The organism is Asticcacaulis biprosthecium C19, assembly GCF_000204015.1.
Lineage (GTDB): Bacteria > Pseudomonadota > Alphaproteobacteria > Caulobacterales > Caulobacteraceae > Asticcacaulis > Asticcacaulis biprosthecius.
The window spans coordinates 382,055-405,167 of the sequence record NZ_GL883079.1 but is presented as its reverse complement, the minus strand read 5'-3'; the positions used below and the strand labels follow the sequence as shown (position 1 = coordinate 405,167).

Genomic DNA, 23,113 nt, shown 5'->3' with positions numbered 1-23,113 from the left:
ACGATTATTCGAAATTTCGCGCGGGACTGTGGCGAAATTTAGCTGCCAGTGCCTGGCAGTTCGAGATGGAAGATCACGCTCAGGCCCAGGACCAGAACCCACACAACCGCGGCGACGATGGAGTTCAGCTTAGCCTTCTGCTTAAGGTTCAGATGCACCGGTGCGCCCGGGTCATTACCCTTGATCACCTCGACCCCGGCCTCGTGCTGGCTGGGGTTGCCGCCAATCGGCAGGACCACGAACAAGGTGATCCACCAGATCATGATGTAAAAAGCAATCCAGGTGACGACGACGGTGATCATTCAAGCGGTTCCTCAGCTCAAACCCAGAGCTTCGTCCACGCCTAATACCAGATTGAGGTTTTGTACAGCGGCACCCGATGCGCCCTTGCCCAGATTGTCGAGCACAGCGACCAGGCGCGCCTGTTGTCCCGCCTCGTCACCGAAGACGTGGATCAGAAGCTGGTTGGTGCCATTGAGCATTTCCGGCTGAAGCGCCTTGGTGGCCAGCGATTGTTCGAGCGGTGCCACAGTAACGAAGCGCTCGCCGTCATAAGCGGCGCTCAGAATCTCGTGCAGTTGCTCAACGCTGGGCTCGTCCGGCAGGGCCCACAGTTGCAGTGGCACTTCGACGATCATCCCCTGGGCATAGCGGCCGACCGCCGGCGTGAACAGTGGCGGCGATTCCAGCCCGCCGAACTGCGTCATTTCCGGCAGGTGCTTGTGGTTCAGTTCGGTCTTGTAGATGCGGTAATTGTCATTCGTGCCGCCCTGTTCGAACTCGGCGATCATTGACTTGCCGCCACCGGAATAACCGGACACGGCGTTACAGGTCGCAGGCCAGAAGGGGGGGATGACGCCGACATCGGTCAGCGGGCGCACCAGGGCGATAAAGCCAGTAGCGTAGCAGCCGGGATTGCTGATGCGTTTGGAGGCGCGGATGGCATCGCGCTGGGCTTCGGCCATTTCGGCGAAGCCGTAGGTCCAGCCCTCGGCGACGCGGTGCGCGGTCGAGGCGTCGATGACGGCGGTATCCGGGTTTTCGATCAGGGCGACGGCTTCTTTTGCCGCGTCGTCCGGCAGGCACAGGATGACGACATCGGCGCCGTTCAGCGCGTCGCGGCGGGCGCCCAGGTCCTTGCGGCGGTCATCCGGCAACCGGATAAAGTCGATATCGCTGCGGCCTTCCAACCGTTCGCGGATCTGAAGACCGGTGGTCCCGGCTTCGCCGTCGATGAAAACCTTTTTGGACATGGAATGAACTCCAGGCGGACATAAGAAAAAAGCGCTTCGGTTGCCCGAAGCGCTTTCTGCATGAGTAAAAAACCCGTGCGATTAACGCTTCGAGAACTGGAAGGACCGGCGAGCCTTGGCGCGGCCGTACTTCTTGCGCTCAACGACGCGCGAGTCGCGCGTAAGGAAGCCAGCGGCCTTCAGCGCCGGGCGCAGGCCCGGTTCGAAGTAGGTCAGGGCCTTGGAGAGGCCGTGACGGATGGCGCCGGCCTGGCCGGACAGACCCGAACCCTGGACCGAAACAAAGACGTCGAACTGCGTGGCGCGTTCGGTCAGGTTCAGCGGCTGGGCAATCATCATGCGCAGCACCGGACGGGCGAAATAGACTTCCTGCTCGCGGTCATTGATGATCCACTTGCCGGAACCCGGCTTGATCCAGACGCGGGCGATGGCGTTCTTGCGCTTGCCGGTGGCATAGGCGCGGCCGTACTTGTCCAGCTGTTGCGTGCGTTCAACGGGCGCATCAGCGGCGGTCGGCGACAAAGCGGCAAGCGCTTCCATACCTTGGTTCTCAGCCATTATCAGACGCTCCGGACGTTCTTGCGGCTCAGAGCCTTGAAGTCGACGACTTCGGGGTTCTGGGCTTCATGGGGATGGGTATTGCCGGCATAGATGCGCAGCTGGGTCATTTGCTTGCGGGCCAAGGGGCTTTCCTTGGGCAGCATGCGTTCGACGGCCTTGGTCAGGACGCGCTCGGGGTACTTGCCCGACAGCAGCTGGCCCAGGGTGCGTTGCTTGACGCCACCCGGGTGACCGGTGTGCCAGTAGAAGATCTCGTTATGCTTCTTGCCGGTAAGGTGGACCTTTTCGGCGTTGATGACGATGATATTGTCGCCGGAATCAACGTTCGGGGTATAGGTCGGCAGATGCTTGCCGCGAAGACGCATGGCGATGAAAGCGGCCAGACGGCCGACAACGGCGTCCTCGGCATCGATCACGATCCACTTCTTCTCGACATCGGCGGGCTTCAGCGCCGCGGTGGTCGAAGTCAACATGAGGTGTAGTCCTGTGATTGCGCGCCAAAAAGATGAGGCGCGATTTAAGGTGGGCTGCGTTTACAGGAGGGGTAGCGGCGTGTCAATGCCGCAATTTTTAGAAATATGCCCCAATCCATCTGTTTTTATTGAGAAATTTGGCAAAGGTAACAAATTACCACATCGATTTGTCGCAAATAATTCGCTTTTCCGTCCGGCGGAACTAAGGCATTGACCCATTTCAGGTCCATTCCTGTTGCCGGAGCTTTCCATGTCCCTTTCCCGCCGCACCCTGATCGGCAGTGCCGCCGCCGCCACATCCCTGGCTTTCGCGGGCCTGGGTAGCCGCGCCCGGGCGGAACGAGTGGTCCCGGCTGCGGATCCCGGCTATCTCAATGAGGTCGAGGCCTATGGCGCCCTCGTCAAGGACCCCGCCGGGCTGATTGACCTGCCGAAGGGGTTCTCCTACAAGATCGTTTCTCGTTCAGGCGACGAAATGAACGACGGCTTTTTTGTACCTGGCAGTCATGACGGCATGGCGGCCTTCGCCCATACCAGCCCTGACAAGATCGTGCTGGTTCGAAACCATGAGATCGGCATCAAGGCGCGTGGCAACGGTCCGCTCGGGGCGAAGGGCGAATTGATCGGCAAGCTGGACAAGGCGCGGGTTTATGATTTTGGTGATGACGGTTTTCCGCTGAGCGGCGGGACGACGACCTTGATCTACAATACACGCACCCAGCAACTGGAGCAGCACTTCCTGTCGCTGACCGGAACGGCCACCAACTGCGCTGGTGGTCTGACGCCGTGGGGGTCATGGCTGACCTGTGAGGAAAACACCGCACGGCCGGGTATGGGCGTAAAGAAGGACCATGGCTACATCTTCGAAGTTCCGTCGGGCTACAAGGGACTAGCGGCGCCGATTCCGATCAAGGCGATGGGCCGGTTCAAGCGTGAAGCCGCAGCCATCGATCCGCGGACGGGCGTTGTGTATATGACCGAGGACATGGGCGACAGCGCCCTGTATCGCTACCTGCCCAACGACAAGCGCTACCTGCATTCCGGCGGCAGGCTGCAGGCCCTTATGATTTTGGATGCGCCCGGCGCAGAGACCAGCAATTTCAAGACAGCATTGTGGAACCAGGGCGACAGCTTCAAGGTCGCCTGGGTGGATCTGCATGACCCGGAAAGCCCGGACGATAGCCTGCGGCTTCAAGCGCGGAAGAAGGGCGCGGCCGTCTTCTGCCGCGGCGAAGGCATCCACTGGGGCAATGGCGAACTGTTTTTTGCCTGTACCGAGGGCGGCCGCCAGGAATATGGCCAGATCATGCGTTATGTTCCCAGCCCCAACGAGGGCACGGCCGACGAAAAGACGCAGCCGGGGCGCCTGGAATTGTTCATAGAATCCAGCGACCTGCGCAAGCTTGACTATGCCGACAATCTGACGACCTCTCCGTGGGGGCATCTCTATGTCTGCGAAGACCGCTACTCCAACGTTCTGGTCAACCACCTTCGTATCGTTACACCGCAGGGGCGCGTGGCGACCTTTGCCGCCCACGTCGGCGGTGCGTCGGAATGGGCCGGGGTGACCTTTGCGCCGGATGGGTCAACGCTCTTCGCCAATATCCAGGATCCGGGTTTTACGGTAGCCATCACCGGCCCGTGGGGTCAGTTCAGCGATCAAACTGTTGACGCGTAATTAGAACCCGCTGGTGCGGAATACCCGATCGGCGCGGAACACCCGCCAGGTCAGGATGGTCACCAGGATGATCAACAACACCGCCACTATCTGGTGCGACAGGGCCAGCCAGATATTGACCACGGTAACCAGGGTCGCGATACCCAACCCGGCCTGGGCCCAGATCAGGACAGCCGACAGCGTGCCGGTCGAGCGCAGCGCGTCGTCATTGGCCTTCTGGTTCATCCAGACGATGAAAACCACACTGTAAATCAGCACGATATAGGCGTTGATACGGTGCATGAACTGAACCAGACCCTGATCATGCAAGAAGCTGTAGCCAATGCCCTTGGCCCATTCGATGGCCGGAACGAACTCGCCGTTCATCAGCGGGAAATCGTTGTAGACCAAACCGGCACGGTTGCCCGCCACGAGCGCGCCGAGCAGGCATTGCAGGTACACCAGCCCCAGAAAACCAGCGGCGGCCGATCGCCACCCCAAGGGCGCGCCGCGCCATCGCATCTGGCCCTCGCCGGCTTCCAGCGCGGTCCACACCGTGCCCATCAGCAACAGCAAGGCCATGCCGAGATGGAACATCAACATTTCCGGCGCAACCGCGACGCGGAATTCCAAGCCGCTCTTAACCATCAACCAGCCGACCAGCCCCTGGAGCGCCACCAGCCCGACAAGAGCACCGCAGCGCCAGATCAGGCGACCGGGAATTTCTTTTAGCAACAGGAAGGCAGCAAAACCCAGGACGTAGACCAGTCCAAGGCCGCGAGCCAGCATCCGGTGCGCCCATTCCCACCAATAGATGCCCTTGAACTCCGCCACAGTCATGCGCGGATTGATTTGCTTGAACTGCGGGATCTGCTTGTACTTGACGAACTCGGCGTCCCACTGCGACTCGCTGGTCGGCGGGATGACGCCGTGGATCGGCTTCCATTCGGTGATCGACAGGCCGGACTGGGTCAGGCGGGTCGCACCGCCGACACCGATCAGCACAACGATCAGAAAGGCCGCTACGAACAGCCATGCCGCCACCAGGGGGACCGTAAGGGGAGTCGCGCCATGAAGCCCTGTCTCACTCTGCACTTTATTACCAACTACCGTGCCTTGCCGCGCGCGTCGTAAGGCGGTAACAAGGCTGAGTCCGGTGGGGCCGATTTGCCCACACCGCCCATCCGATTTCAAGCGGCGCACAAAAAGAAATAGCGGTCATGAACGCAGAAAATTACATATTGGCGACCGTGGCCGGTTTTGTCGTCGGCTGGATCGCCAACGTTATGAGCAAGTCGCGCTTCAGCTTTCCGATCAATCTGTTCGTGGGCATTTTCGGCGCGGTGTTGCTGAACTTTTTCGTCCAGTCGACGGACATGCTGGACGAAGGCTTTGTCTCGATCCTGCTGGTGTCGCTGGTCGGCAGCACTGTGCTGCTGGCCTTGTTTCATCTCACCCGTCTGACCGAGAAGCGCTAAAGTATGACCGACGAGAAGAAGCCTGGCCTGAGTTTGCCAATGCGGCGCGGAATCGCCTGCGCCGGCATCATGGTGTTCCTGTTTTTCTATGTCTGGGTCGTGGCGTCCCTCGGCCAACTGATCCGCGGTGGCCCGATCACAGCGCTGATCTTCTACGCCCTCGCCGGCACACTGTGGGGCCTGCCTCTGATCCCCCTGATCGCATGGTCGGAACGCTATCAGTGGAAAAAGAAGAAGTAGATCAGCTCAGTCGATCTTCATCACGGTGAGTCTCAACCGGTGTTACGATAATCGGCCGGTTGTGCAGAGCGTCCCGGCGGCGCTGGCGCGAACGCTGGTTTAGGGCGAAGACCAGCATGGCCAGGACGGCCATCATGGCGGCGATGGGAAACCAGATCTGTTGCAGGATGTCTGTCATTTTTACGCTCCTCGGAAACTCAAGACAGCGTAAACATTAGGGATCGCGAAATCTGATCTCAATACGGTTTTGGACGAGTCTAGTCGCCACCGCCTCCCCCGCCGTCTCCGCCACCGCTGCTGCTACTCCCACTGCTGCCACTATCGGACGTTCCGCCGGAGTCGTTTCCGCTTCCGATGACGTCATGGTTGCTCGCAATCCAGAAAGTCGAGGACGAACCGTCCCCCGAATCCGATCCGGCGCGGCGTCGGGCAGCGCCCCCACTCAGGGCGGCAATAGCTATGATTATGGCCACGATACCCGCACCCCCAAGCAGTACAAGCGTTACAATCATCTGATCTCTCCTTTGTTGATCAATCGCCACCACATCCGCCGCCGCAGCCTGTGCTGCAACCGGAGGAACCGCCACACCCGCCTCCGCCGCCGGAACTCCGCCCTCCGTTTTTGGGTGCCAGATACATGAGCATCCAGGCCCCCAGGAACACCGTGGCCATCAGAGCCCGGCTGTAATCGATCGGAAAGCGACCCTTGGTGACGTCATGGGCGAACTCACCGAACATAAAGGTCAGGACGCCGACAACCGGCAAGCCCCCGAAGACAAATCCAGCCAGCCCACCAATTTTCAGGTGTTTGAGGTTCAGCGCCATCAAAATCACCGCCATCACCGCAAAGCCGGTCCAGGCCAGGATAGCATCGGCTATGGCTACCGCCGTTGCCGCACACCCGGCCAATAACAGGCTCGCTCCGGATGTCAGGCATAAAAAAACCTGCCGTTTCGGCAGGCGGATAACATAGGAACTCGGGTTGTGGGGTTGGAACCGCTTCACCGGGTCTGGCCAGATGCTGGCGGGCGGCGGGGTTCCGAAGTCAGTCTCGTAGAGACTTAGGGTGCGCCGGTAGGCATCGAGGTATTTGCTGTCTTCGGCTGCGCCGCCTTGCGTCGGTCCGTGGTGGATCTTCCGGCCAAGGGTCTGATCGCAGAAACGATCCCAGTAGTCACGCGTATAGATGAGGTGGAGGTGCCAGGCCTGGTCGACATCTTCCGAGGGCGTCAGCACCGTGCCGGACACGCAGACGAGGTAGATAAACCTCTTGTATTCTTCAACCGTTGCCTGGGCATGGGCATGGGACCAGTTGTTGTCCCTGGCCAGCCTGCGGCTGAAGGGCAATTCCGCGTCGGCGGCATCGAGATCGTAGGCATTCAGGGCCTGCCACAGGGCCAAATCAGTCTTCATTCAGTCTCCTCTTCGTTGTTTCTCTTACGGCTGGCAGTATACGACAGTTATATGACGGTTCAATGACGGTCAGCGGCTCGTCACCTTCTTGGCCCAGAGCGCCGCGACCTTACCGTTTTCCAGACGGACGATAAGTTCGTTGTCCTCGTCCCCTTTGGCAGGGGCCTCGCGATGAAAGGCCAGCCAGTCCCCGGCCTGCTTCGCCGGCTGCCCCAAACGCTGTATCAGGTCGGCCCGGCTGGTTCCTAATGTGATAGCCCCATCAATCCTGACGGACTGGAATTTAGCCAGCAGGGCTGGACAGTGGGACGATGCCGGCGCTTTTGCTGGCCGAACCGCCAGGGTTAGCTCGCGGACCTTGCCCTGATATTCGGCCAGCCACAGCCGGGCACCGGGAAGGTCGTAGCACAACCAGTCGATCCGGTCCCCGCTATCGCCAAGCCTGTCGATCACACCGCCGCCGATGCGGCCGCGCACCTCCTGCAAGGTCTGACTCTCGAATGCGAGGTTCAGGCTACCGAGAGAAAAAGCCTGAGCAAAGGGAACGACATTGGGGGCTTCGGCACCCGAACGGATCATGGGCGACGGCGGGGCGATCGGCAAATCCGCCGCCACAGCCGCGCCCGACAGCATCAAACCGCTGAGTATTACCAGAATCGCCCGCATCATCCCTCTCCCGCTTCGGACCAACACCATAGCATAGATTAATCGCGCAAGCTCGGGGCTTCAAACATTACAAATGTTCTGATCCTGTTGTCGCGGTGGAAAATCCATGTATCAATGATTGCTTGGTTAACCATACCTGCCCGGGGGCATTCATGTCATTCACATCCAAGGCTTTGGCCGCCGCCGTGACCGCGGCGACCTGTTTCACACCCATCATGGTTCAGGCGCAAGCCGCCATCGATCCGTCCGCCTTCGTCAAATATCTGCGCGAATCCGGTCGGGTCGATGAAGGCCTTGTCGGCCCGCCCGCCATTGCGGGTTCTGCCGGGGCCTTGCCGGCAACCGGGGGCGTTCAAACGGATGCCGCGGCAGCGGCTACGGATAGTGCCGGCGCCACCGGCACCTGCGACAGCCATTTTACGCGCTCCCAGGCCCTGTCAACCGACCTGTCCGCGGGCTTTGCCGCCATGAGCTCCAAAGACCCGAAAAAGATGGCCGAGGTCCTGCCGGCCTTGCAGCGGCAACTTGACGCCCTGCCCGCCGCCGAGATCCGGCCGGAGGTGTGCAACGCCAACCATATCAATGCCTACACCACCTATCAAAATGTGCAGCTTAGTCTGCTGCGCGACAAGGGCATCGATACTGGCTTTCCGGCCAACCTGCCGCTGGTCAAGCAGCCTGAACTGAACCAGTCCACCCTCGCCTATGCGGTCGGCTGGATCAAGTACGAACAGGGTGACTTTCCTGGCGCTCTGGCGGCCTTCAACAAGGGCCTGATCATGTTCCCGCACTATCACCCGCTGCAGCATGAATATCTGCTGACCCTGGTGCAGTTGAAGAATGGCGCGGGCGTGGTGGCCTATGCCGAAAAGGTCCTGACCCAAACCCACGACCTGGACGACACCATGCGGGGCAAGATCTGGGCCGCTCATGGGATGGGACTGATCATGACAGGCCAGGCGAAGCAGGCAGACGACTCGTTCACCGTGTCTCTGCGCTACAACTACGACCAGAGCATTGCCGATCTGCAGGCGGCCATTCGGAAGGCCGCAGGGCAGTAGATCGGAGCGCCCCTGCGCTTTCTCTGAATAATTCCGACACAGGGATTGCGGCGGCGAATTTTCGTCTTTATAAGCCGCCTTCCTTCACCTCGATTGTGAAGTCTGACGGAGCGTGGCGCAGCCTGGTAGCGCACTTGACTGGGGGTCAAGGGGTCGCAGGTTCGAATCCTGTCGCTCCGACCATTGAAGAAGGCCGATCCTTTGCGGGATCGGCCTTTTTGCTTTCTCTTGGGATCACAGGAACAACGGATCCCACGCGTTCTGTGTAAAAACTCGGGTGTTCAGCACGCCACAGGCCCGAACGGATCTGACTTAAGAAAACTTGCCACGGGGCTGGCCGCGACCGCCGGTGCGACCGATATGACGGCCCAGATGCTCCTGGGCCTCCTCAAGCGCCTTGGCAATGTTCAGGAAGCTCTCACGCGTCTCCTGAGACAGCATCTTGGCCTGCAAGCCCTCGATGTCCTCGGAGAAGTCGAACATCGATTTGCGGGCCTGCGCCGCGTCGTCCGCCATAGGCTCTTCGGGCACCACGCCCTGTTCGGTGACATAGCTACCCGCAGGTTCGTTACCTGTCGAGAGAATGGCCTTCTGGCCTTCGTCCTTGAACAGCTTCTGGACGCCGCGGATGGTGTAACCGCGATCGTACAGCAGAGTCTTTACCCCCATCAGGAGCTCAATGTCCTGGGGACGGTAGAAGCGGCGCCCGCCGGCGCGCTTGGTCGGACGAATAAAGGGAAACTTGGTCTCCCAGAAACGCAGGACGTGTTGCTGCACGCCGACATGGTCAGCGGTCTCGGAGATTGTGCGTAAGGCTAAGGGCCCTTTGGTCACTGCGCGTCCTGCTCAGTTGTGGGTTGCGTTCGGCTTACTCGCCGGCTCCGGCGTCGACCCGTGCCTTCATGATCTGGGAGGCGCGGAAGCTGATCACCTTGCGGGGATCGATCGCCGCGGGTTTGCCGGTCTTGGGATTGCGGCCGACACGAGCGTTCTTCTCACGAACCTGAAAGACGCCGAAGCCGGAAAGTTTGACCATCTCGCCGCGTTCCAGCGCATCGACCACCAGATCGAGGGTGCGCTCGACAATGGCTGCGCATTCCTGGCGCGGCAGGCCCAACTCGTTATGCACATCTTCAAAAAGTTCGGCACGCGTCAGAGTTTGCGATTTCATGCTTATTGCCCCGGGGATTGATGGTCGCCGTATGTCAAGGCCCGGACTCGGTTCCACGCCCCGACAAGGCGAACAATGCCGCAAATTCCCGTTGCCGTCAAAGGCTTATGCCGATCTGATGACAAAAAACATGAGTCAGGCGAAACGCCTGATATTTCGCCCTTTTGAAGCGAACTACAACCGGATGGCGGCTGCGCCCCAAGTCAAGCCGCCACCCAGGGCTTCAATCAGCACCAGGTCGCCCGGCTTCACGCGCCCGTCCTGAACACCAATGTACCAGGCCAGAGGAATAGACGCCGCCGATGTATTGGCGTGCATGGCCACGGTCGAGATCACCTTGTCACGGTCCAGACCCAGCTTGTCAGCCACACCGTTCAGGATACGCTGATTGGCCTGGTGTGGAATGAACCAGTCAACATCGGCCATACTGAGATTGGATTTTATCACTGCGTTTTCAGCCGCTTCCGAGATCTTGTGGACGGCATGCTTGAAAACCTGATTGCCTTGCATGCGAATCTTGCCAATCCGATTCGAGTCCTCGAATACGCCACCGTCGACATACAGCAGGTCCATCTTGGACCCGTCGCATTGCAGGTCGAAACCGAGGATACCGCGATCGGCCGAGGTCCCCTCGCCTTCCACCGGCTCCAGAACGACCGCGCCCGCGCCGTCGCCGAACAGGATACAGGTACCGCGGTCGGTGTAGTCGAGCAGTTGACTCATGGCCTCGGCGCCGATGACCAGGACGCAGCGCGCGATCCCGCGCGCGACGAAACCATCCGCCACGGTCAAAGCATAGACAAAGCCTGAGCACACGGCCTGAACGTCGAAGGCCGCGCACGGCCGCGTACCCAGCTTTTGCTGGACGATGGAAGCCGTCGACGGAAAGGGCATGTCAGGCGTCGTGGTGGCGACGATGACCATATCAACGTCTTCCGGCGTGCGACCGGCCGCGGCCAGGGCCACGCGGGCCGCCTCGACCGCCAGATCCGACGTCCTCTGGCCAGGCGCAACCTTATGGCGCTGACGGATGCCCGTCCGCTCGATGATCCACGCATCGGACGTGTCGACCATCTTGGTGAAGTCATCATTGGTGACGATCGTTTCCGGCAGGTAACCACCCACCCCTGTGACCGCCGATCTCAGCATACGCATGCTTTTCGAAGTACCTTACTGTCCCGCCACGGCGGTTATATTTGTATCCACCGCAGGTGCGGCAAGGGACGCCGGGTGTTCCGCCACACTTTCGGAGAAGCGCGCGAGAGCTGCGGCAATGTCTTTTTCGTAGCTGCTGGCGGCCAGGGACACCCCGACCTTGATCGCATTGGAGAAGGCACGCGCATCGGCACCGCCATGCGACTTGATAACAATGCCCTTCAGGCCCAGCAACGGACCGCCATTGCCGGCGCCGGGATCGATCCGCCGCGCCATCGCTTTCAGGGCCGAACCCGCCAGCAAGGCCCCCAGCATGGCCAGGGGAGACGATTTGAAGGCGTCCTTCAGCAGATCCTTGATGAACCGCGCAGTGCCTTCCGCCGTCTTCAGAGCGATATTGCCTGTAAAGCCATCGGTGACAATGACGTCGACTGTCCCGTCGCAGAGATCCGTGCCTTCGACAAAGCCGTGATAGTTCAGGCCCAGAGTGTTGTCGCGCAGCAGCTGATGGGCCTCACGAACATCGTCGTGGCCCTTGACATCTTCCGAGCCGATATTGAGCAGTCCTATGCTGGGCTTTTCCGTGCCACGCAGGGCGCGGTGGAACGCAGCGCCCATGAGAGCGAATTCAATCAGCTGATGGGCGTCCGAAGTGACATTGGCGCCGACGTCCAGCACGGTACCGAAACCGCGGCGGTTCGGCCACGAGCAGCCGATAGCCGGCCGTTCCAGATCCGCCGTCAGCATTTTCAGGATCATCTTGGACAGGGCCATCAAGGCGCCGGTATTGCCAGCCGAAATGACCGCCCGCGCCTCACCGCTTTTGACGGCGTGAATGGCGTTGGCCAGGGAGGTATTGCGGCGGCGGATGGCCTGGGCCGGCTTTTCGTCCATAGCAACGAACTGATCGGTGTGGATGACAACGCTGCGCGCCTGCAGCGCGGGCAGACGGGCCAGTTCGACAGCGATCTTCGCCGAATCGCCGTGCAACTGGAAAAACAGCTCCGGCCGATCACCCAGCGCGATGGCGGCACCCGCCACCGTCACCGCCGGTCCATGATCGCCGCCCATGGCGTCGATGGCGATGACCAGCGCACCGACTGGGATCGGGGCGGCTTGGGCGGATTTGGAGTCTGTGAGCACGGAGTGAAAAGACCCGTATGAAGGTTACGCGAAATTGAGCGGCGGACGATAGCGTGAGTTCGCAACTATGCAAGCGATATATAAGTCTACTCTTCCCGCTTCAGTTTTGCCAGCACGGCAAAGGGTGACGGCTCGCGTTCGACCTCGGGTTCCTCGAACACCGCGCCGGGCTTGCGGGCAAACGGGTCATAGGCGTCGCCAAGTGCTTCAATGATATATTGCCCCAGATCGATCTGGCCATTGCTGATGACATCCGGTTCATCGAGTTCGCCCAGCGACAATTCGTGTTCGCCGACGGCCGCCACATGGTCGGTAACCCGGGCCTTCTCGATGCAGGTGACGTCCAGATCGCCGGACAGGGGGTGGCTGAAAGCTTCCAGGCTGACGCCGCATTCCTGCGTCACGTCGCCTTCCAAAGTCAGGCGGATCCGGACCATCGGCACCGTGCCGCCGACGGACCGGGTGTCAATAAGCGCGGACAGACTTGCAAGAGAGACCATGCCAAAGGCTTCCGCAATCGCAGCGCGTCGTTCCGCGTCCGCCGTCAGGTCCAGCTTCAGCCCGCGCGCGGCGGCGTCGAAACGCACCTTGTGCTCCCACAGGCTCTTGTCGTCTTGCGTTTCCATGATCCCCACTCCTTACGCGGCTTCGTTCAGGGCAACTGGTTCCGGCCAGCCGATACGGCCCGCCAGCAGATTGTCGAGCTTCAGGGCGGCGCGCGCCTCTTTCGTGTATGTGGCTAAGGCTGCGGCCTTCCGGCGGCACGCTTCGGACACATCGTCCTCTTCATCCCCCGCGAAGACCGTGCGGGCAAGGTAGTCCGCCTGGACAGCCAGGTCCGCCCCGTCTCGCCACAGGTCATCCCACCGAGCCAGACGGGTGTAGACGACCTGACCGATCTTCTTCATCTTCTTAGGTACCGTCAGGTCGCCGGTTCCTTGCTCGCGCAGGGTGGTATCGAGCGCCAGCAGGAAGGAATCGAACAAAGCCTGGGCTGTATCATCCGCCTGTTCGGTCTTTTCAGATTTCAGCCGTGTTACAACCATGACCACATGCAGGGTCAGAAGCTCGAACCGCGCACCGATTTCGTCGGCCACGCCATAGTCGAGATAGAATCGCGGCAGCCGGGCCTGGGCGACGCAGGCGACGTACAGCCGGTCGCCCGTTGCCTTGACAGGACGGGGTTTGAATAAGCCGGTGAAAACATCGAGAAAGCTGGCCATCATACCCTCCAGGAACGTCGCCGCACGGCCACGATCGTGGTAAAAAATTTACTGGTCTTTCGCCTTCATTAGGCCTTATGCTTGCCCTAAGCCGTATTTTCCGATAGGTCAAATACCGTTTTTACTCGTCTCACAGGATATCCATGCGCTTGCCTTCCTTTAAGACCGTTGCCCTGTTGAGCGCTGCCGCCGGACTAATGGTTCTGGCCTCGGCCTGTGCCCCGACCGTATCGCACAGCGGTTACCTCGCATACGACGCCCTGCCATCGAAGGACATCAAGGTCGGCGATACCAAGGCAACCGTGCTGGATAAGCTGGGCGATCCTTCGCAGACCTCGGCCTACAAGCCGACGGAATGGTATTATATTGACCAGACGTCGCAGAAGATGACCTACAAGCAGGCGCGCGTGACCGCCCGCAACGTGACCGTGATTAATTTCGACCCGACCGGCCAGACGGTGGAAGAGGTCAAGACGCTTTACCTGGCCGATGGCCGCGACCTGACGCCCAACCAGAACAAGACTCCGACGCGCGGCCGCTCGCTGACAGCGCTGGAACAGGTTCTGGGCACGGTCGGCCAGCAGCGCATCGACAACAGCTCTGACACCAACCCTGGCAACCGCCGCCGCCGCGAGTAGCTTGGCCGCGAGATAGTTGGACACTGATTTGAGTATTCAAAGCCTCTGGCCCCCAGAGGCTTTGTTCGTTCATCGGAGAGGCACTCCGAAGTTTGCGCAAAAAACGCTTTTACCGCGTTTTGAGCAGTTCGCGCAGTGCAGCGGTGAGCGCATTGATATCACAGGGCTTTTGGAGATGAATCGCTCCTTCGAAGGAAACTTCCTGGAGTTGGGCTGCCGAATACCCCGAGACGACGATAAACGGCACGCCCAGCGCGGTCAGCGCTGTTGCCGCGGGCGCAGAACTGGTGCCGGCCAGGTTAGCGTCAAGAATGGCGGCATCACAGTTGCCCGTTGCGATGATGTCGAGCGCGGCCTCCAGTCGTCCGGCAACGCCGGCGATAGTGAAACCGTCGTGAATCAAAAGTTCTTCGAGGGCATAGGCTAGCAAAGCTTCGTCTTCGACGATGAGAATACGCGTGTTGGAAGGATTTTCCGGCTGCAAGGCATGATCGGGCATCAAACAGCCACACTGGCTGGACCGCCGGGATTGACGGCGTTGTCCAACGGCGCCGTTAGACGCCACATGAGTCCGCTAGGCTCAAATTTAATCTGCGTGACGCCCTGAACCGACGCTTCTACCAGTCGCCCGATTATTGTATGGCCAAATCCCTTATGGGTAGGCACCGAGACGGCGGGACCACCACTTTCCACCCACGACATGTCAAAAGTCTGTTGGCTTGCAGGCAGGGTTTGCCAGGCAATGTCCACGCAGCCCTCCTGGTTTGACAGGGCGCCATATTTGACCGCGTTGGTGGCCAGTTCATGCAAAGCCATGCCGATGGCTTGAGCCGCTTCGGATGTCAACCGCAGTTTAGGTCCGGAAAGGCTGACGCGTGTGCCGATCAGGTCCGCGAAATGCGCCAGTTGTCCCCTGACCAGGTCTGCGACATCAACGCCGTGCCATTGATTTTTGACCAACAGGTCCTGGCCGACGGCAAGGCCGTTGATGCGCTCGGACAGGCGTGTCATCAGGGTCGCGGGATCGCCTTGCCTGGCGGTTTGATAGGCAACCGCCTGAACCACAGCCAGCAGGTTTTTGGCGCGATGATTGACTTCGGCCATCAGCATCTCGACATGGGCTTCGGAACGCCGGCGTTCGCTGATATCGCGGATGTTGCACTGGATGACGGAACGGCCGTTTTCCTCATAGAGATTGGCGACGACCTCGACATCCTGATGTTCGCCGCCCACGCGCTCAAGGGGCAGGTTTTCATAGCGGACCTGACCCGAGAGTTTCAGTTTGGCAAACATATCCTGGCTGGCATGCTCGTCCTTCCACAGGCCGATTTCAAAGAGCTCTTTCCCGATGAGATCGCTATGTGGGTAACCCAGCAACTGCGTCATGAAAGGATTGGCATCGATAATCTTTGATGTCGCCGGGTCGATGATAAGTATCCCGTCATGCGCGGCTTCAAACAGGCGCCGATAGCGCACTTCCGAGACCTGCAGCTTGTTTTCGTGCAGTTTGCGTTCAGTGATATCGCGAACTACGGCCAGCCGGCCCGTAGCGTCACCACCGATATTACGCAAGACGGTCAGACTCGACTCGACGTTCAACTCCCTGGCGTCGGACCGGATATGGATATTTTCTCCCCGCCATTCGCCAAAGTCGCCCAGGGCAGTATGAGCGGAAACTTCGTCAGTTGGGTTGAGCCATCGAAGGTCGTAGACCTGCTGCAAGGTGTTTCCAAGCGCCCGCGATGTCGTGACTCCGTAGAGTTTTTCAGCGGCGGCATTTATGTACGTAATGCGCTCATCCCTGTCTACGGCAATGACGGCGTCGCTGACCTGCGCCAGCATTTCACCGCGAAACCGCATCGTTTCAGCGTCCAGACCTTGTAGGGTGTAAACCTTCGGGCCAATCACACTTTGAACTACCAGCGCATCCACCTCGTCCGTACGAATGGCCTGAAGCGTCTCCTCCGCCTCAGCAAGCCGCATGTGCAATCTGGAGTTTTCTTCAACCAGGGCCAAAACAGAGCGGCTGTCAGGTACTTCGTTTTCAACTTGGCGCGTCATAACTCTCCCCTAGGGAGTAACGCCGCGCCGCCGGGATACAGGTTGAGCCCAACCAGGATACGATCGGTTTGTGACATGTCACCTATGAAGCGCCGCAACGGTAGCGGCAGGGTCTTGATCAGAGTGGGGGCTGCAATGATCTGTTCGCTCTGGGCACGCATCGGATCCTGGGAGATGTCCACCACGTCCAGATCATACCGCCCCTTAAGATAGACCTCGCATATCTTGCGAATATTCGCGATGGCCCGGATCGAGCGCACTGTGCCTCCCGTGACATAGAGGTGCAGACTGTAATGGGCTGTATCATTGACCGGTGCGGCAGCCTCCACAGGCGTTTTGGTCATGATGTCATACTCCATCCGAATGGATGTCGAGACCGATGAGAACGCGTTCTTCGTTCGACAGATCACCGATGATCTTCTTTATCGGCGCAGGCAGTCGTCGCACAAGGGTTGGTATGGCCAGGATCTGATCACGGACCGCGAGATGCGGCGCCTCCGTCAGGTCGATAACTTCAATGGAATAGCGCCTGGCAAGATGGGTCTCGCAAATGCGCTTCAGGTTGGCGATCGCAGCAACGGACTTTACGGTTTGGCCGGCGATATAGAGACGCAACTGGAACGCAAGTTCTGGAGTATTTTCGTCATCAGACGCGTGTACGGCTGGGGCGGTCATGCGGTCGTTTCCACCACGTCTTCTAACTGCTCAGTTGAGCCGCTGCGCTGGTGCTTCATCGCATCAGCGTTACGATGAGTGGCTTTTTGCTGCAAAAGCTCCTGCGCGATGGCAAAGTGGACTTCCTCGCTGTCAGCCTCTGCTTCTGCCTGCAACGCAGCGATCTGGGCTTCGATAGCCTTGCGCTTGCTGTCCAGTTGACGAAGCTTGCGCTCGTGATCCTCCCCGCGCAACGTCGCGGCATCGCGTTCCTGAGCTTCCTGGGCGACACGCGCGCTGCCCGTCAGGACGCGGTCTCCGCCCAGATAGACGTCGACCAGGTCGATGCCACGGTCACTGAGGATGAATTCACGGACTTGATTTGAATGCGCCATGCCGCGAGATTTGCGCACAAAAATGGTGCGGTTGCGTTCGCCGGTAAATTCGACGTTGCGCAGGAGCAGCCAGGTGTCCATGAGCGACGACACGCCCAGCAAGGTGTCTTCTGGCGCTGAGACGGCATCACCGCTGGTGATAAGGCTGGTGAAAACGGCCGTGATCTGTTCCTTTTTCAGGAAATCGATGAGCCGCATCAAAGTCGGCTTCACCTCGGAGTCATCGTCCGCCAAGGTCAGGTTGCTGATTGGATCGACAACGACGACGGTGGGCCGGAAAGATTGCACGGCGTCATGCATCAGGACCAAATGCTGCTCCAGGCCCTGCAGGGTCGGACGCGAGGAGTGGATTTGTAGCAAACCCCGATCTATCCACGGCTGAAGGTCGATATCGACCGAGCGCATATTGCGTACGATCTGAGCGGCCGATTCTTCGTAGGCGAAGAACAGGGCGCGCTCGCCCCGTTTACACGCCGTCTCGATAAACTTGGCGGCAATACTGCTCTTGCCGGTCCCGGAAGAGCCGGATACCAGCACGCTGCTACCCTGAAAAACCCCCTGCCCGCCCAGCATCTCGTCCAGCCGTTCGATGCCGGTCGGCACTCGCTTCGTCGACACTCCGTGCTCGAGCAACAGGGACGTAATCGGCAAAACCGAAAACCCGTGCGGGCTAATCAGGAAAGGATATTCATTCATACCATGAGCCGTGCCGCGGTATTTCAGGACACGAAGACGCCGGGTGGACACCTGTTCGCGGATGCGTTGGTCGAGGATAATCACGCAATCGGCAACGTACTCTTCGAGGCCGTAGCGGGTAATGGCGTTGCCGTCACCCTTTTCGCCGGTTATGACCGCCGTCATGCCGCGATCCTTTAGCCAGCGGAAAAGCCGGCGCAGTTCGGCACGCAGAACCGCCTGGTTGGGAAGACCGGCGAACAGGGCTTCAATCGTGTCGAGCACCACGCGCTTGGCACCGATGGAGTCGATGGCATGCCCGAGCCTGATAAAGAGACCTTCGAGATCGTACTCCCCGGTTTCCTCGATTTCACTGCGCTCGATATGTACATAGTCGAGTACTATCTTCTTTTCGGAAATCAAACCCTCGAGATCGAAGCCGAGAGAGCGGACGTTGGCTGTCAGTTCCGCTGCATTTTCCTCAAACATCATAAAAACGCCGGGCTCGTCAAACTCGGTCGCGCCGCGCACCAGGAATTCCATCGCCAGCATGGTTTTGCCGCAACCGGCGCTGCCGCACACCAAGGTTGGCCGGCCGGTTGGCAATCCGCCGCCGGTTATCTCGTCAAGGCCGTCGATGCCTGTAGCAGCTTTGACAAGCGCTGAGAGACCTTCACTGAGTTTCTTTTTCATAGATCGCCGTTCTTAGCCGTTTAATACTGCAAGGCGTCTCGACCATTTTCCTAGGTCGAAAATTCAGCGATCGGAATGATATTTTGTCATTTTCCGCGCCAGAAAAAATGTTCTGCAATATTATTAAATATTGGCAGAATATTACATGCCAATAAATATTGTAAGTTTCCCATGCCTTTATTTTGCCACGACGACCTTTATTCAACCTTGCGACGAAATTAAATGGCATATATTTTTGACGTGCTAAATATGGGTGCTTTCTATCGATTTGCAAAACGCCAATTTGACACGACTGAGCCCGGACGCGCGGACGCCGCGGGAAGTTTGGGATTTATGGATTTCATGAGCCTCTGGTCGTTACTGGAGGCTTTTTCTGTTTGCCGCGAACGATATGAACGTCTGGAAGAATCTGTGGCGTGCTCACACAGATTGAAAAAAATGATCACGAACCGACACGACCGAGCGCTAAGGGCGCTCCGTATCTTCACCGGGTTGGTGAGGCGTCATTTTGAAGTTCGCGTCGGTTTGTACGGTTCGTGGTCAAACCTTACGAAGGCTTAGACGTTCCCGATGACAATCGATCCATAGCAGTTTAAAGACTCTCTTCCAGAGTATGGAATACAGGGACACCGTCCAGTCTGGCGAGGTGGTGCAAGTATCCCATTTTGGGTGCCGCTTTCGGATAGCCGAGAAACACATTGCCACGCTGGCTGAACCGGCCGAACTCGACATTGGTCGTAAACATGGGCAGCGTCACCAGATCGCCCGGTATCCAGAAAAGGATAACGCCCGCCTTCTCCAGGTGCTCCAGTTCCCAATCAATCTGCGCGGCATGGTCGAACGCGCCGCCATAGCGGCCGTCGCGTGGCTATGGGATATAGGCAGAACCGTCAAACTTCGCATCGCTTAGATAAGCGCATGCCTACCGGCGCCAGTCGTGCGGGTCCTGGGCGCGCGGATGGGCCCCGCGAGGAACAATGAACGCGGTTGCAGAGGGGCGTCGCGTTCGCGAACATAGACGAGTTTCATGGCGTCCCCCGCTTACAGTCAAGCTTCATGATGCCCCCTCATACTGACGGTATGGCATATCTGAAAGCTCGAACGATGCCCAACAAAAAAGCCCCCGCCGTTGCCAGCAGGGACTTTAAAGTCAGATCAATGGCACTTAATGGCCGGCCAGCACCGCCAGCATCAGCAGAGCGACGATGTTGGTGATCTTGATCATCGGATTGACCGCCGGACCGGCCGTGTCCTTGTACGGATCGCCAACCGTGTCGCCCGTCACCGAAGCCTTGTGCGCCTCGGAGCCCTTCAGGTGCTTGACGCCGTCCTTGTCGACGAAACCGTCTTCGAACGACTTCTTGGCGTTGTCCCAGGCGCCGCCGCCTGAGGTCATCGAAATGGCGACGAAGATGCCCGTAACGATCACACCCAGCAGCATGGCGCCGACCGCTTCGAACGCCGGGACCGCGCCGCCAAGGTAGTAGACCGCGGTGAACAGAACGATCGGCGACAGAACCGGCAACAGCGACGGGATGATCATTTCCCGGATCGCGGCCTTGGTCAGCATGTCGACGGCACGGCCATAGTTCGGCTTGGAGGTGCCGGCCATGATGCCCGGATCCTCACGGAACTGACGGCGGACTTCCTCGACCACAGCCTGAGCCGCGGTGCCGACAGCCGTCATGCCCATCCCGCCGAACAGATACGGCAGCAAGCCGCCGATCAGCAGGCCGACCACAACCCATGGCGATGACAGCGAGAAGGTCAGGTTCTCCATACCGACGAAGATGCCGGTCGTGGCGGTTTCGGCAAAGTGCTGCAGGTCCGAGGTGTAGGCGGCGAACAGCACCAGGGCGCCGAGGCCGGCCGAACCGATAGCGTAGCCCTTGGTGACAGCCTTGGTGGTGTTGCCGACGGCGTCCAGGGCATCAGTGGTGTGACGGACGTCGCTGGGCAGACCGGCCATTTCGGCGATGCCACCGGCGTTATCGGTGACCGGACCGAAGGCGTCCAGCGCCACGATCATGCCGGCCAGAGCCAGCATGGTGGTGGTGGCGATGGCGATGCCGAACAGACCGGCCAGCAAGTGGCAGGCAACGATACCGGCGCAGATAACCAGCGCCGGGACGGCGGTGGATTCCATAGATACGGCCAGACCCTGGATGACATTGGTGCCGTGACCGGTGACCGACGCCTGGGCGATCGAGACAACCGGACGCTTGCCCGTACCGGTGTAGTATTCGGTCACAACGATAAAGGCAGCCGTAACGGCCAGGCCAACCATGCCGCACCAGAACAAAGTCATGCCGGTCACGCCAGCAGGCCCGCCCTCATAGGTGATGGGGGTGTCGAAACCAACGAGGAAGTGGATAACGCCGGCCACAGCCGCGATCGACAGAATGCCGGTCGCGATCAGACCCTTGTACAGGGCGCCCATGATATCGGTGCCCTTGCCCAGCGACACGAAGAAGGTGCCGATGATCGAGGTGAAGATGCAAACACCGCCGATGGCCAGGGGCAGCATCAGCATCATGTTCAAAAGCGCGGGATTGTCACCGAAGAAGATGGTGGCCAGAACCATAGTCGCCACGGTGGTGACGGCATAGGTTTCGAACAGGTCCGCCGCCATACCGGCGCAGTCGCCGACGTTATCGCCGACGTTGTCGGCGATGGTGGCCGGGTTGCGGGGGTCGTCTTCCGGAATGCCGGCCTCAACCTTGCCGACCATGTCGCCGCCGACGTCAGCGCCCTTGGTGAAGATGCCGCCGCCCAGACGGGCGAAGATGGAAATGAGCGAGGCCCCGAAGCCCAGGGCCACAAGAGCATTGATAACATCGCGGTCCGTGGGCGCCAGACCCAGCCCGACGGTCAGCAGCGCGTAATAGCCTGCAACCCCCAGCAGGGCCCCGCCGGCCACGAACAGACCGGTCACAGCACCGGCCGAGAAGGCCATGTTCAGGCCCTTGGCCAGGCTTTCGGAGGCGGCCTGAGCGGTGCGGACATTGGCCCGAACCGAGATAAGCATGCCGGCATACCCGGCTGCGCCCGACAGAATGGCGCCGATGGCAAAACCGATTGCCGACAGGTGCCCGAGAACAAACCAGGCGAGGACGAAAATCACCACACCGACAATGCCGATGGTGATGTACTGACGCTTCAAATAGGCGGCCGCACCTTCCTGGATGGCGGCAGCGATCTCCTGCATCCGCGCATTGCCGGGATTGGCCTTCATCAAAGTCAGGGCCTGCACGACACCGTACAGCAAGCCCACTATGCCGGCCCCAATGGCCAGCAATAACGCATTATCCATAATTTACCCCTGTATCGTTATCAGGAGATCCGGGTCAGGGCCCGCCTCCGGGTTTTGAGGATCAGAAAGCGCCAGAATTGCTTTCGAAATCGAAAGAAAATCAGCCCCTTGCTTTCTGATTGGGCCGCACAGTGCCAAAAGTCGATACCAGTTTCAAGGCAAGAAAACGCGGCAAGCCATTATAGTCAAAGGCTTTGCGGCAGGTGCGAATATTGTTGCAATGCACCAGAGAACGATGTTTCACAATTACAAATACTTAGCCGAGATGTTTCTTGGGGCTCTGCGACAGGATATCGATCGATTTGATATTGCCGGCGCCAGCGATCTTAGTGAATTCCCCCATCATGACGGATTTGAAGCGCGGCTCGTCGAGCTTGTCGTGACGATCCGCCTGGCCGAACGAGATTTTGTGGGACACGCGAATGACCGTATCACGGAACATGGGTTCCAGTTCCCGCAGCTTGCCTTCCGGGGCCGTCATCGACAGGTTGATGCGGATGCTGAGGAAGAGATAATTGACGACCTGGCGGTCGCGTATCACCGGAATGCCGACCGACGCCAGCCGCACGGACGGTTCGGCGGCAGTTTTGGAACCACCGCTGGCGTGGGCGGTCGAAGCGAAAAGCCCGGCAGGCAGGGCGATCAGGACGAAACGGCGACTGGGCAAGAATGACATGACACCAATATCGCCGCAAAGGGTTTAAGAAACGAAAAAGCCCCAGGTTTCAAACAGGGGTTTTCGCTTACGATTCGCCGTCGCGTTGGCCTTCGCGGTAGCCGTCCCCATAGCCGTCGCGATAGGCTTCGCGGCGGGTATGGATGCCGAGGCGACGAATGGAACAGCCATCTTAGCCTAGGCGGCAGCCAGAGCCAGTTTCAGACGATTTGCCTTGGTCATAGTTGTCTCCTTTCCTCACTACGGACGATAGCTGCGGTCGCGGGAGTCGCGATCGGAATGCCACACGCCGTAACGGTCGTAATAGCCCTCACGATAGGTAGATCGGCGGTAGTAGTATCCATCGGCGTGATAGCCGCGGTCCAGGCCATTTAACCGATAGTCATTGCCATGACGGTCATTGTAGCCGTCGCGGTAGCCCTCACGGTATCCATCGCGGCTGCCGTCGGCGTTGCCATAACCCTCGGCATAATAACCATCGCGGCGGTCGCGATTGTCATAGCTGTCGCCATTG

28 protein-coding genes, 1 tRNA gene and 1 pseudogene are annotated in these 23,113 nt (G+C 59.4%); 7 read left to right on the top strand and 23 right to left on the bottom strand.

From position 1 onward, the window contains the following. Positions 1-38: 38 nt before the first annotated feature. The 4 genes from ABI_RS17080 to rplM form a co-directional block, all read right to left on the bottom strand. Complete coding sequence (locus tag ABI_RS17080; RefSeq protein WP_040309554.1) at positions 39-302, bottom strand: DUF1467 family protein; 264 nt, start codon at positions 300-302, stop codon at positions 39-41. Between the two features lie 12 nt (positions 303-314). Continuing rightward, positions 315-1,253, bottom strand: a complete 939-nt coding sequence (argC, locus tag ABI_RS17075) for an N-acetyl-gamma-glutamyl-phosphate reductase (protein ID WP_006274297.1) — start codon at positions 1,251-1,253, stop codon at positions 315-317. Between the two features lie 81 nt (positions 1,254-1,334). Continuing rightward, positions 1,335-1,811 (bottom strand): 30S ribosomal protein S9, encoded by a 477-nt coding sequence (gene rpsI, locus ABI_RS17070; RefSeq protein WP_040309553.1) that lies wholly within the window; start codon positions 1,809-1,811, stop codon positions 1,335-1,337. A gap of 2 nt (positions 1,812-1,813) precedes the next feature. Continuing rightward, entirely contained in the window at positions 1,814-2,287 is a 474-nt protein-coding gene (gene rplM / locus ABI_RS17065) for a 50S ribosomal protein L13 (protein ID WP_006274295.1), read from the bottom strand. Positions 2,288-2,537: 250 nt separating this feature from the next. Here rplM and ABI_RS17060 point away from each other — a divergent pair, with 250 nt between their 5' ends. Continuing rightward, positions 2,538-3,965, top strand: a complete 1,428-nt coding sequence (locus tag ABI_RS17060) for an alkaline phosphatase PhoX (protein ID WP_006274294.1) — start codon at positions 2,538-2,540, stop codon at positions 3,963-3,965. Here ABI_RS17060 and ABI_RS17055 read toward each other — a convergent pair whose 3' ends face one another. Continuing rightward, a complete protein-coding gene (locus ABI_RS17055; protein ID WP_006274293.1) occupies positions 3,966-4,988 on the bottom strand; it encodes a COX15/CtaA family protein in 1,023 nt (340 codons plus the stop codon). Between the two features lie 176 nt (positions 4,989-5,164). Between ABI_RS17055 and ABI_RS17050 the strand changes: the two genes are divergently transcribed. Together ABI_RS17050 and ABI_RS17045 are read left to right on the top strand one after the other, a co-directional pair. Then, the gene (locus tag ABI_RS17050; RefSeq protein ID WP_006274292.1) at positions 5,165-5,422 is read left to right on the top strand and encodes a GlsB/YeaQ/YmgE family stress response membrane protein; all 258 of its coding nucleotides are present in this window, start codon (positions 5,165-5,167) and stop codon (positions 5,420-5,422) included. A gap of 3 nt (positions 5,423-5,425) precedes the next feature. Then, positions 5,426-5,662 carry a DUF2842 domain-containing protein gene (locus ABI_RS17045; RefSeq protein ID WP_006274291.1) on the top strand — a complete coding sequence of 79 codons (237 nt, stop codon included), beginning with the start codon at positions 5,426-5,428 and terminating at the stop codon, positions 5,660-5,662. Between the two features lies 1 nt (position 5,663). Here ABI_RS17045 and ABI_RS25340 read toward each other — a convergent pair whose 3' ends face one another. The 4 genes from ABI_RS25340 to ABI_RS17030 form a co-directional block, all read right to left on the bottom strand. Next, positions 5,664-5,840, bottom strand: a complete 177-nt coding sequence (locus ABI_RS25340) for a hypothetical protein (protein WP_006274290.1) — start codon at positions 5,838-5,840, stop codon at positions 5,664-5,666. A 79-nt stretch (positions 5,841-5,919) separates the two neighbouring features. Beyond that, positions 5,920-6,174 carry a hypothetical protein gene (locus tag ABI_RS17040; protein ID WP_040309552.1) on the bottom strand — a complete coding sequence of 85 codons (255 nt, stop codon included), beginning with the start codon at positions 6,172-6,174 and terminating at the stop codon, positions 5,920-5,922. A gap of 19 nt (positions 6,175-6,193) precedes the next feature. Further along, on the bottom strand, positions 6,194-7,075 hold the full coding sequence (locus tag ABI_RS25990) for a glycine-rich domain-containing protein (protein WP_006274289.1): 882 nt from the start codon (positions 7,073-7,075) through the stop codon (positions 6,194-6,196). Positions 7,076-7,144: 69 nt separating this feature from the next. Continuing rightward, complete coding sequence (locus ABI_RS17030) at positions 7,145-7,741, bottom strand: hypothetical protein (protein ID WP_157138974.1); 597 nt, start codon at positions 7,739-7,741, stop codon at positions 7,145-7,147. Positions 7,742-7,893: 152 nt separating this feature from the next. On the opposite strand from ABI_RS17030, the gene ABI_RS17025 reads away from it, so the two are divergent. Beyond that, positions 7,894-8,802 (top strand): hypothetical protein, encoded by a 909-nt coding sequence (locus ABI_RS17025; RefSeq protein WP_006274287.1) that lies wholly within the window; start codon positions 7,894-7,896, stop codon positions 8,800-8,802. Positions 8,803-8,908: 106 nt separating this feature from the next. Next, positions 8,909-8,985: transfer RNA gene (locus ABI_RS17020), tRNA-Pro, on the top strand. Between the two features lie 129 nt (positions 8,986-9,114). Here the strand turns inward: ABI_RS17020 and ABI_RS23855 are convergent. From ABI_RS23855 to ABI_RS16990, 6 genes are all read right to left on the bottom strand, one after another. Next, positions 9,115-9,636 (bottom strand): MerR family transcriptional regulator, encoded by a 522-nt coding sequence (locus ABI_RS23855; protein ID WP_083811547.1) that lies wholly within the window; start codon positions 9,634-9,636, stop codon positions 9,115-9,117. A 34-nt stretch (positions 9,637-9,670) separates the two neighbouring features. Beyond that, complete coding sequence (locus ABI_RS17010) at positions 9,671-9,973, bottom strand: integration host factor subunit alpha (protein ID WP_006274285.1); 303 nt, start codon at positions 9,971-9,973, stop codon at positions 9,671-9,673. A 174-nt stretch (positions 9,974-10,147) separates the two neighbouring features. Next, complete coding sequence (locus ABI_RS17005) at positions 10,148-11,128, bottom strand: beta-ketoacyl-ACP synthase III (RefSeq protein WP_040309551.1); 981 nt, start codon at positions 11,126-11,128, stop codon at positions 10,148-10,150. Positions 11,129-11,143: 15 nt separating this feature from the next. Beyond that, positions 11,144-12,271, bottom strand: a complete 1,128-nt coding sequence (gene plsX, locus ABI_RS17000; protein ID WP_006274283.1) for a phosphate acyltransferase PlsX — start codon at positions 12,269-12,271, stop codon at positions 11,144-11,146. A gap of 86 nt (positions 12,272-12,357) precedes the next feature. Next, positions 12,358-12,897 carry a YceD family protein gene (locus tag ABI_RS16995; RefSeq protein WP_050808339.1) on the bottom strand — a complete coding sequence of 180 codons (540 nt, stop codon included), beginning with the start codon at positions 12,895-12,897 and terminating at the stop codon, positions 12,358-12,360. 12 nt (positions 12,898-12,909) lie between these two features. Beyond that, the gene (locus ABI_RS16990) at positions 12,910-13,494 is read right to left on the bottom strand and encodes a ubiquinol-cytochrome C chaperone family protein (RefSeq protein ID WP_157138973.1); all 585 of its coding nucleotides are present in this window, start codon (positions 13,492-13,494) and stop codon (positions 12,910-12,912) included. Positions 13,495-13,643: 149 nt separating this feature from the next. On the opposite strand from ABI_RS16990, the gene ABI_RS16985 reads away from it, so the two are divergent. Continuing rightward, positions 13,644-14,132 (top strand): outer membrane protein assembly factor BamE, encoded by a 489-nt coding sequence (locus ABI_RS16985; RefSeq protein ID WP_374188356.1) that lies wholly within the window; start codon positions 13,644-13,646, stop codon positions 14,130-14,132. Between the two features lie 109 nt (positions 14,133-14,241). On the opposite strand, the gene ABI_RS16980 is transcribed toward ABI_RS16985, so the two are convergent. From ABI_RS16980 to kaiC, 5 genes are read right to left on the bottom strand one after another with little or no spacing between them, the layout of a single operon-like run. Beyond that, on the bottom strand, positions 14,242-14,631 hold the full coding sequence (locus ABI_RS16980) for a response regulator (protein WP_006274279.1): 390 nt from the start codon (positions 14,629-14,631) through the stop codon (positions 14,242-14,244). After that, positions 14,631-16,193 carry a PAS domain-containing HWE histidine kinase family protein gene (locus tag ABI_RS23850; RefSeq protein WP_006274278.1) on the bottom strand — a complete coding sequence of 521 codons (1,563 nt, stop codon included), beginning with the start codon at positions 16,191-16,193 and terminating at the stop codon, positions 14,631-14,633. Before ABI_RS23850 ends, ABI_RS16980 begins: the two co-directional genes overlap by 1 nt. Next, a complete protein-coding gene (locus tag ABI_RS16970) occupies positions 16,190-16,537 on the bottom strand; it encodes a circadian clock KaiB family protein (protein WP_211211185.1) in 348 nt (115 codons plus the stop codon). Before ABI_RS16970 ends, ABI_RS23850 begins: the two co-directional genes overlap by 4 nt. 4 nt (positions 16,538-16,541) lie before the next feature. Beyond that, positions 16,542-16,868 carry a circadian clock KaiB family protein gene (locus tag ABI_RS16965; protein ID WP_050808337.1) on the bottom strand — a complete coding sequence of 109 codons (327 nt, stop codon included), beginning with the start codon at positions 16,866-16,868 and terminating at the stop codon, positions 16,542-16,544. Continuing rightward, complete coding sequence (gene kaiC / locus ABI_RS16960; protein ID WP_006274275.1) at positions 16,865-18,610, bottom strand: circadian clock protein KaiC; 1,746 nt, start codon at positions 18,608-18,610, stop codon at positions 16,865-16,867. Before kaiC ends, ABI_RS16965 begins: the two co-directional genes overlap by 4 nt. Before the next feature lie 613 nt (positions 18,611-19,223). Between kaiC and ABI_RS26300 the strand changes: the two genes are divergently transcribed. After that, entirely contained in the window at positions 19,224-19,520 is a 297-nt protein-coding gene (locus tag ABI_RS26300; protein ID WP_040309549.1) for a hypothetical protein, read from the top strand. Positions 19,521-19,775: 255 nt separating this feature from the next. Here the strand turns inward: ABI_RS26300 and ABI_RS16950 are convergent, their stop codons facing one another. The 3 genes and pseudogenes from ABI_RS16950 to ABI_RS25760 form a co-directional block, all read right to left on the bottom strand. Then, the gene (locus ABI_RS16950; RefSeq protein ID WP_006274273.1) at positions 19,776-21,923 is read right to left on the bottom strand and encodes a sodium-translocating pyrophosphatase; all 2,148 of its coding nucleotides are present in this window, start codon (positions 21,921-21,923) and stop codon (positions 19,776-19,778) included. A gap of 256 nt (positions 21,924-22,179) precedes the next feature. Further along, positions 22,180-22,599, bottom strand: coding sequence for a hypothetical protein (locus tag ABI_RS16945; RefSeq protein ID WP_006274271.1), 420 nt, complete (start codon positions 22,597-22,599; stop codon positions 22,180-22,182). Between the two features lie 240 nt (positions 22,600-22,839). After that, positions 22,840-23,113: pseudogene (locus ABI_RS25760) on the bottom strand (hypothetical protein); the annotation flags it as partial.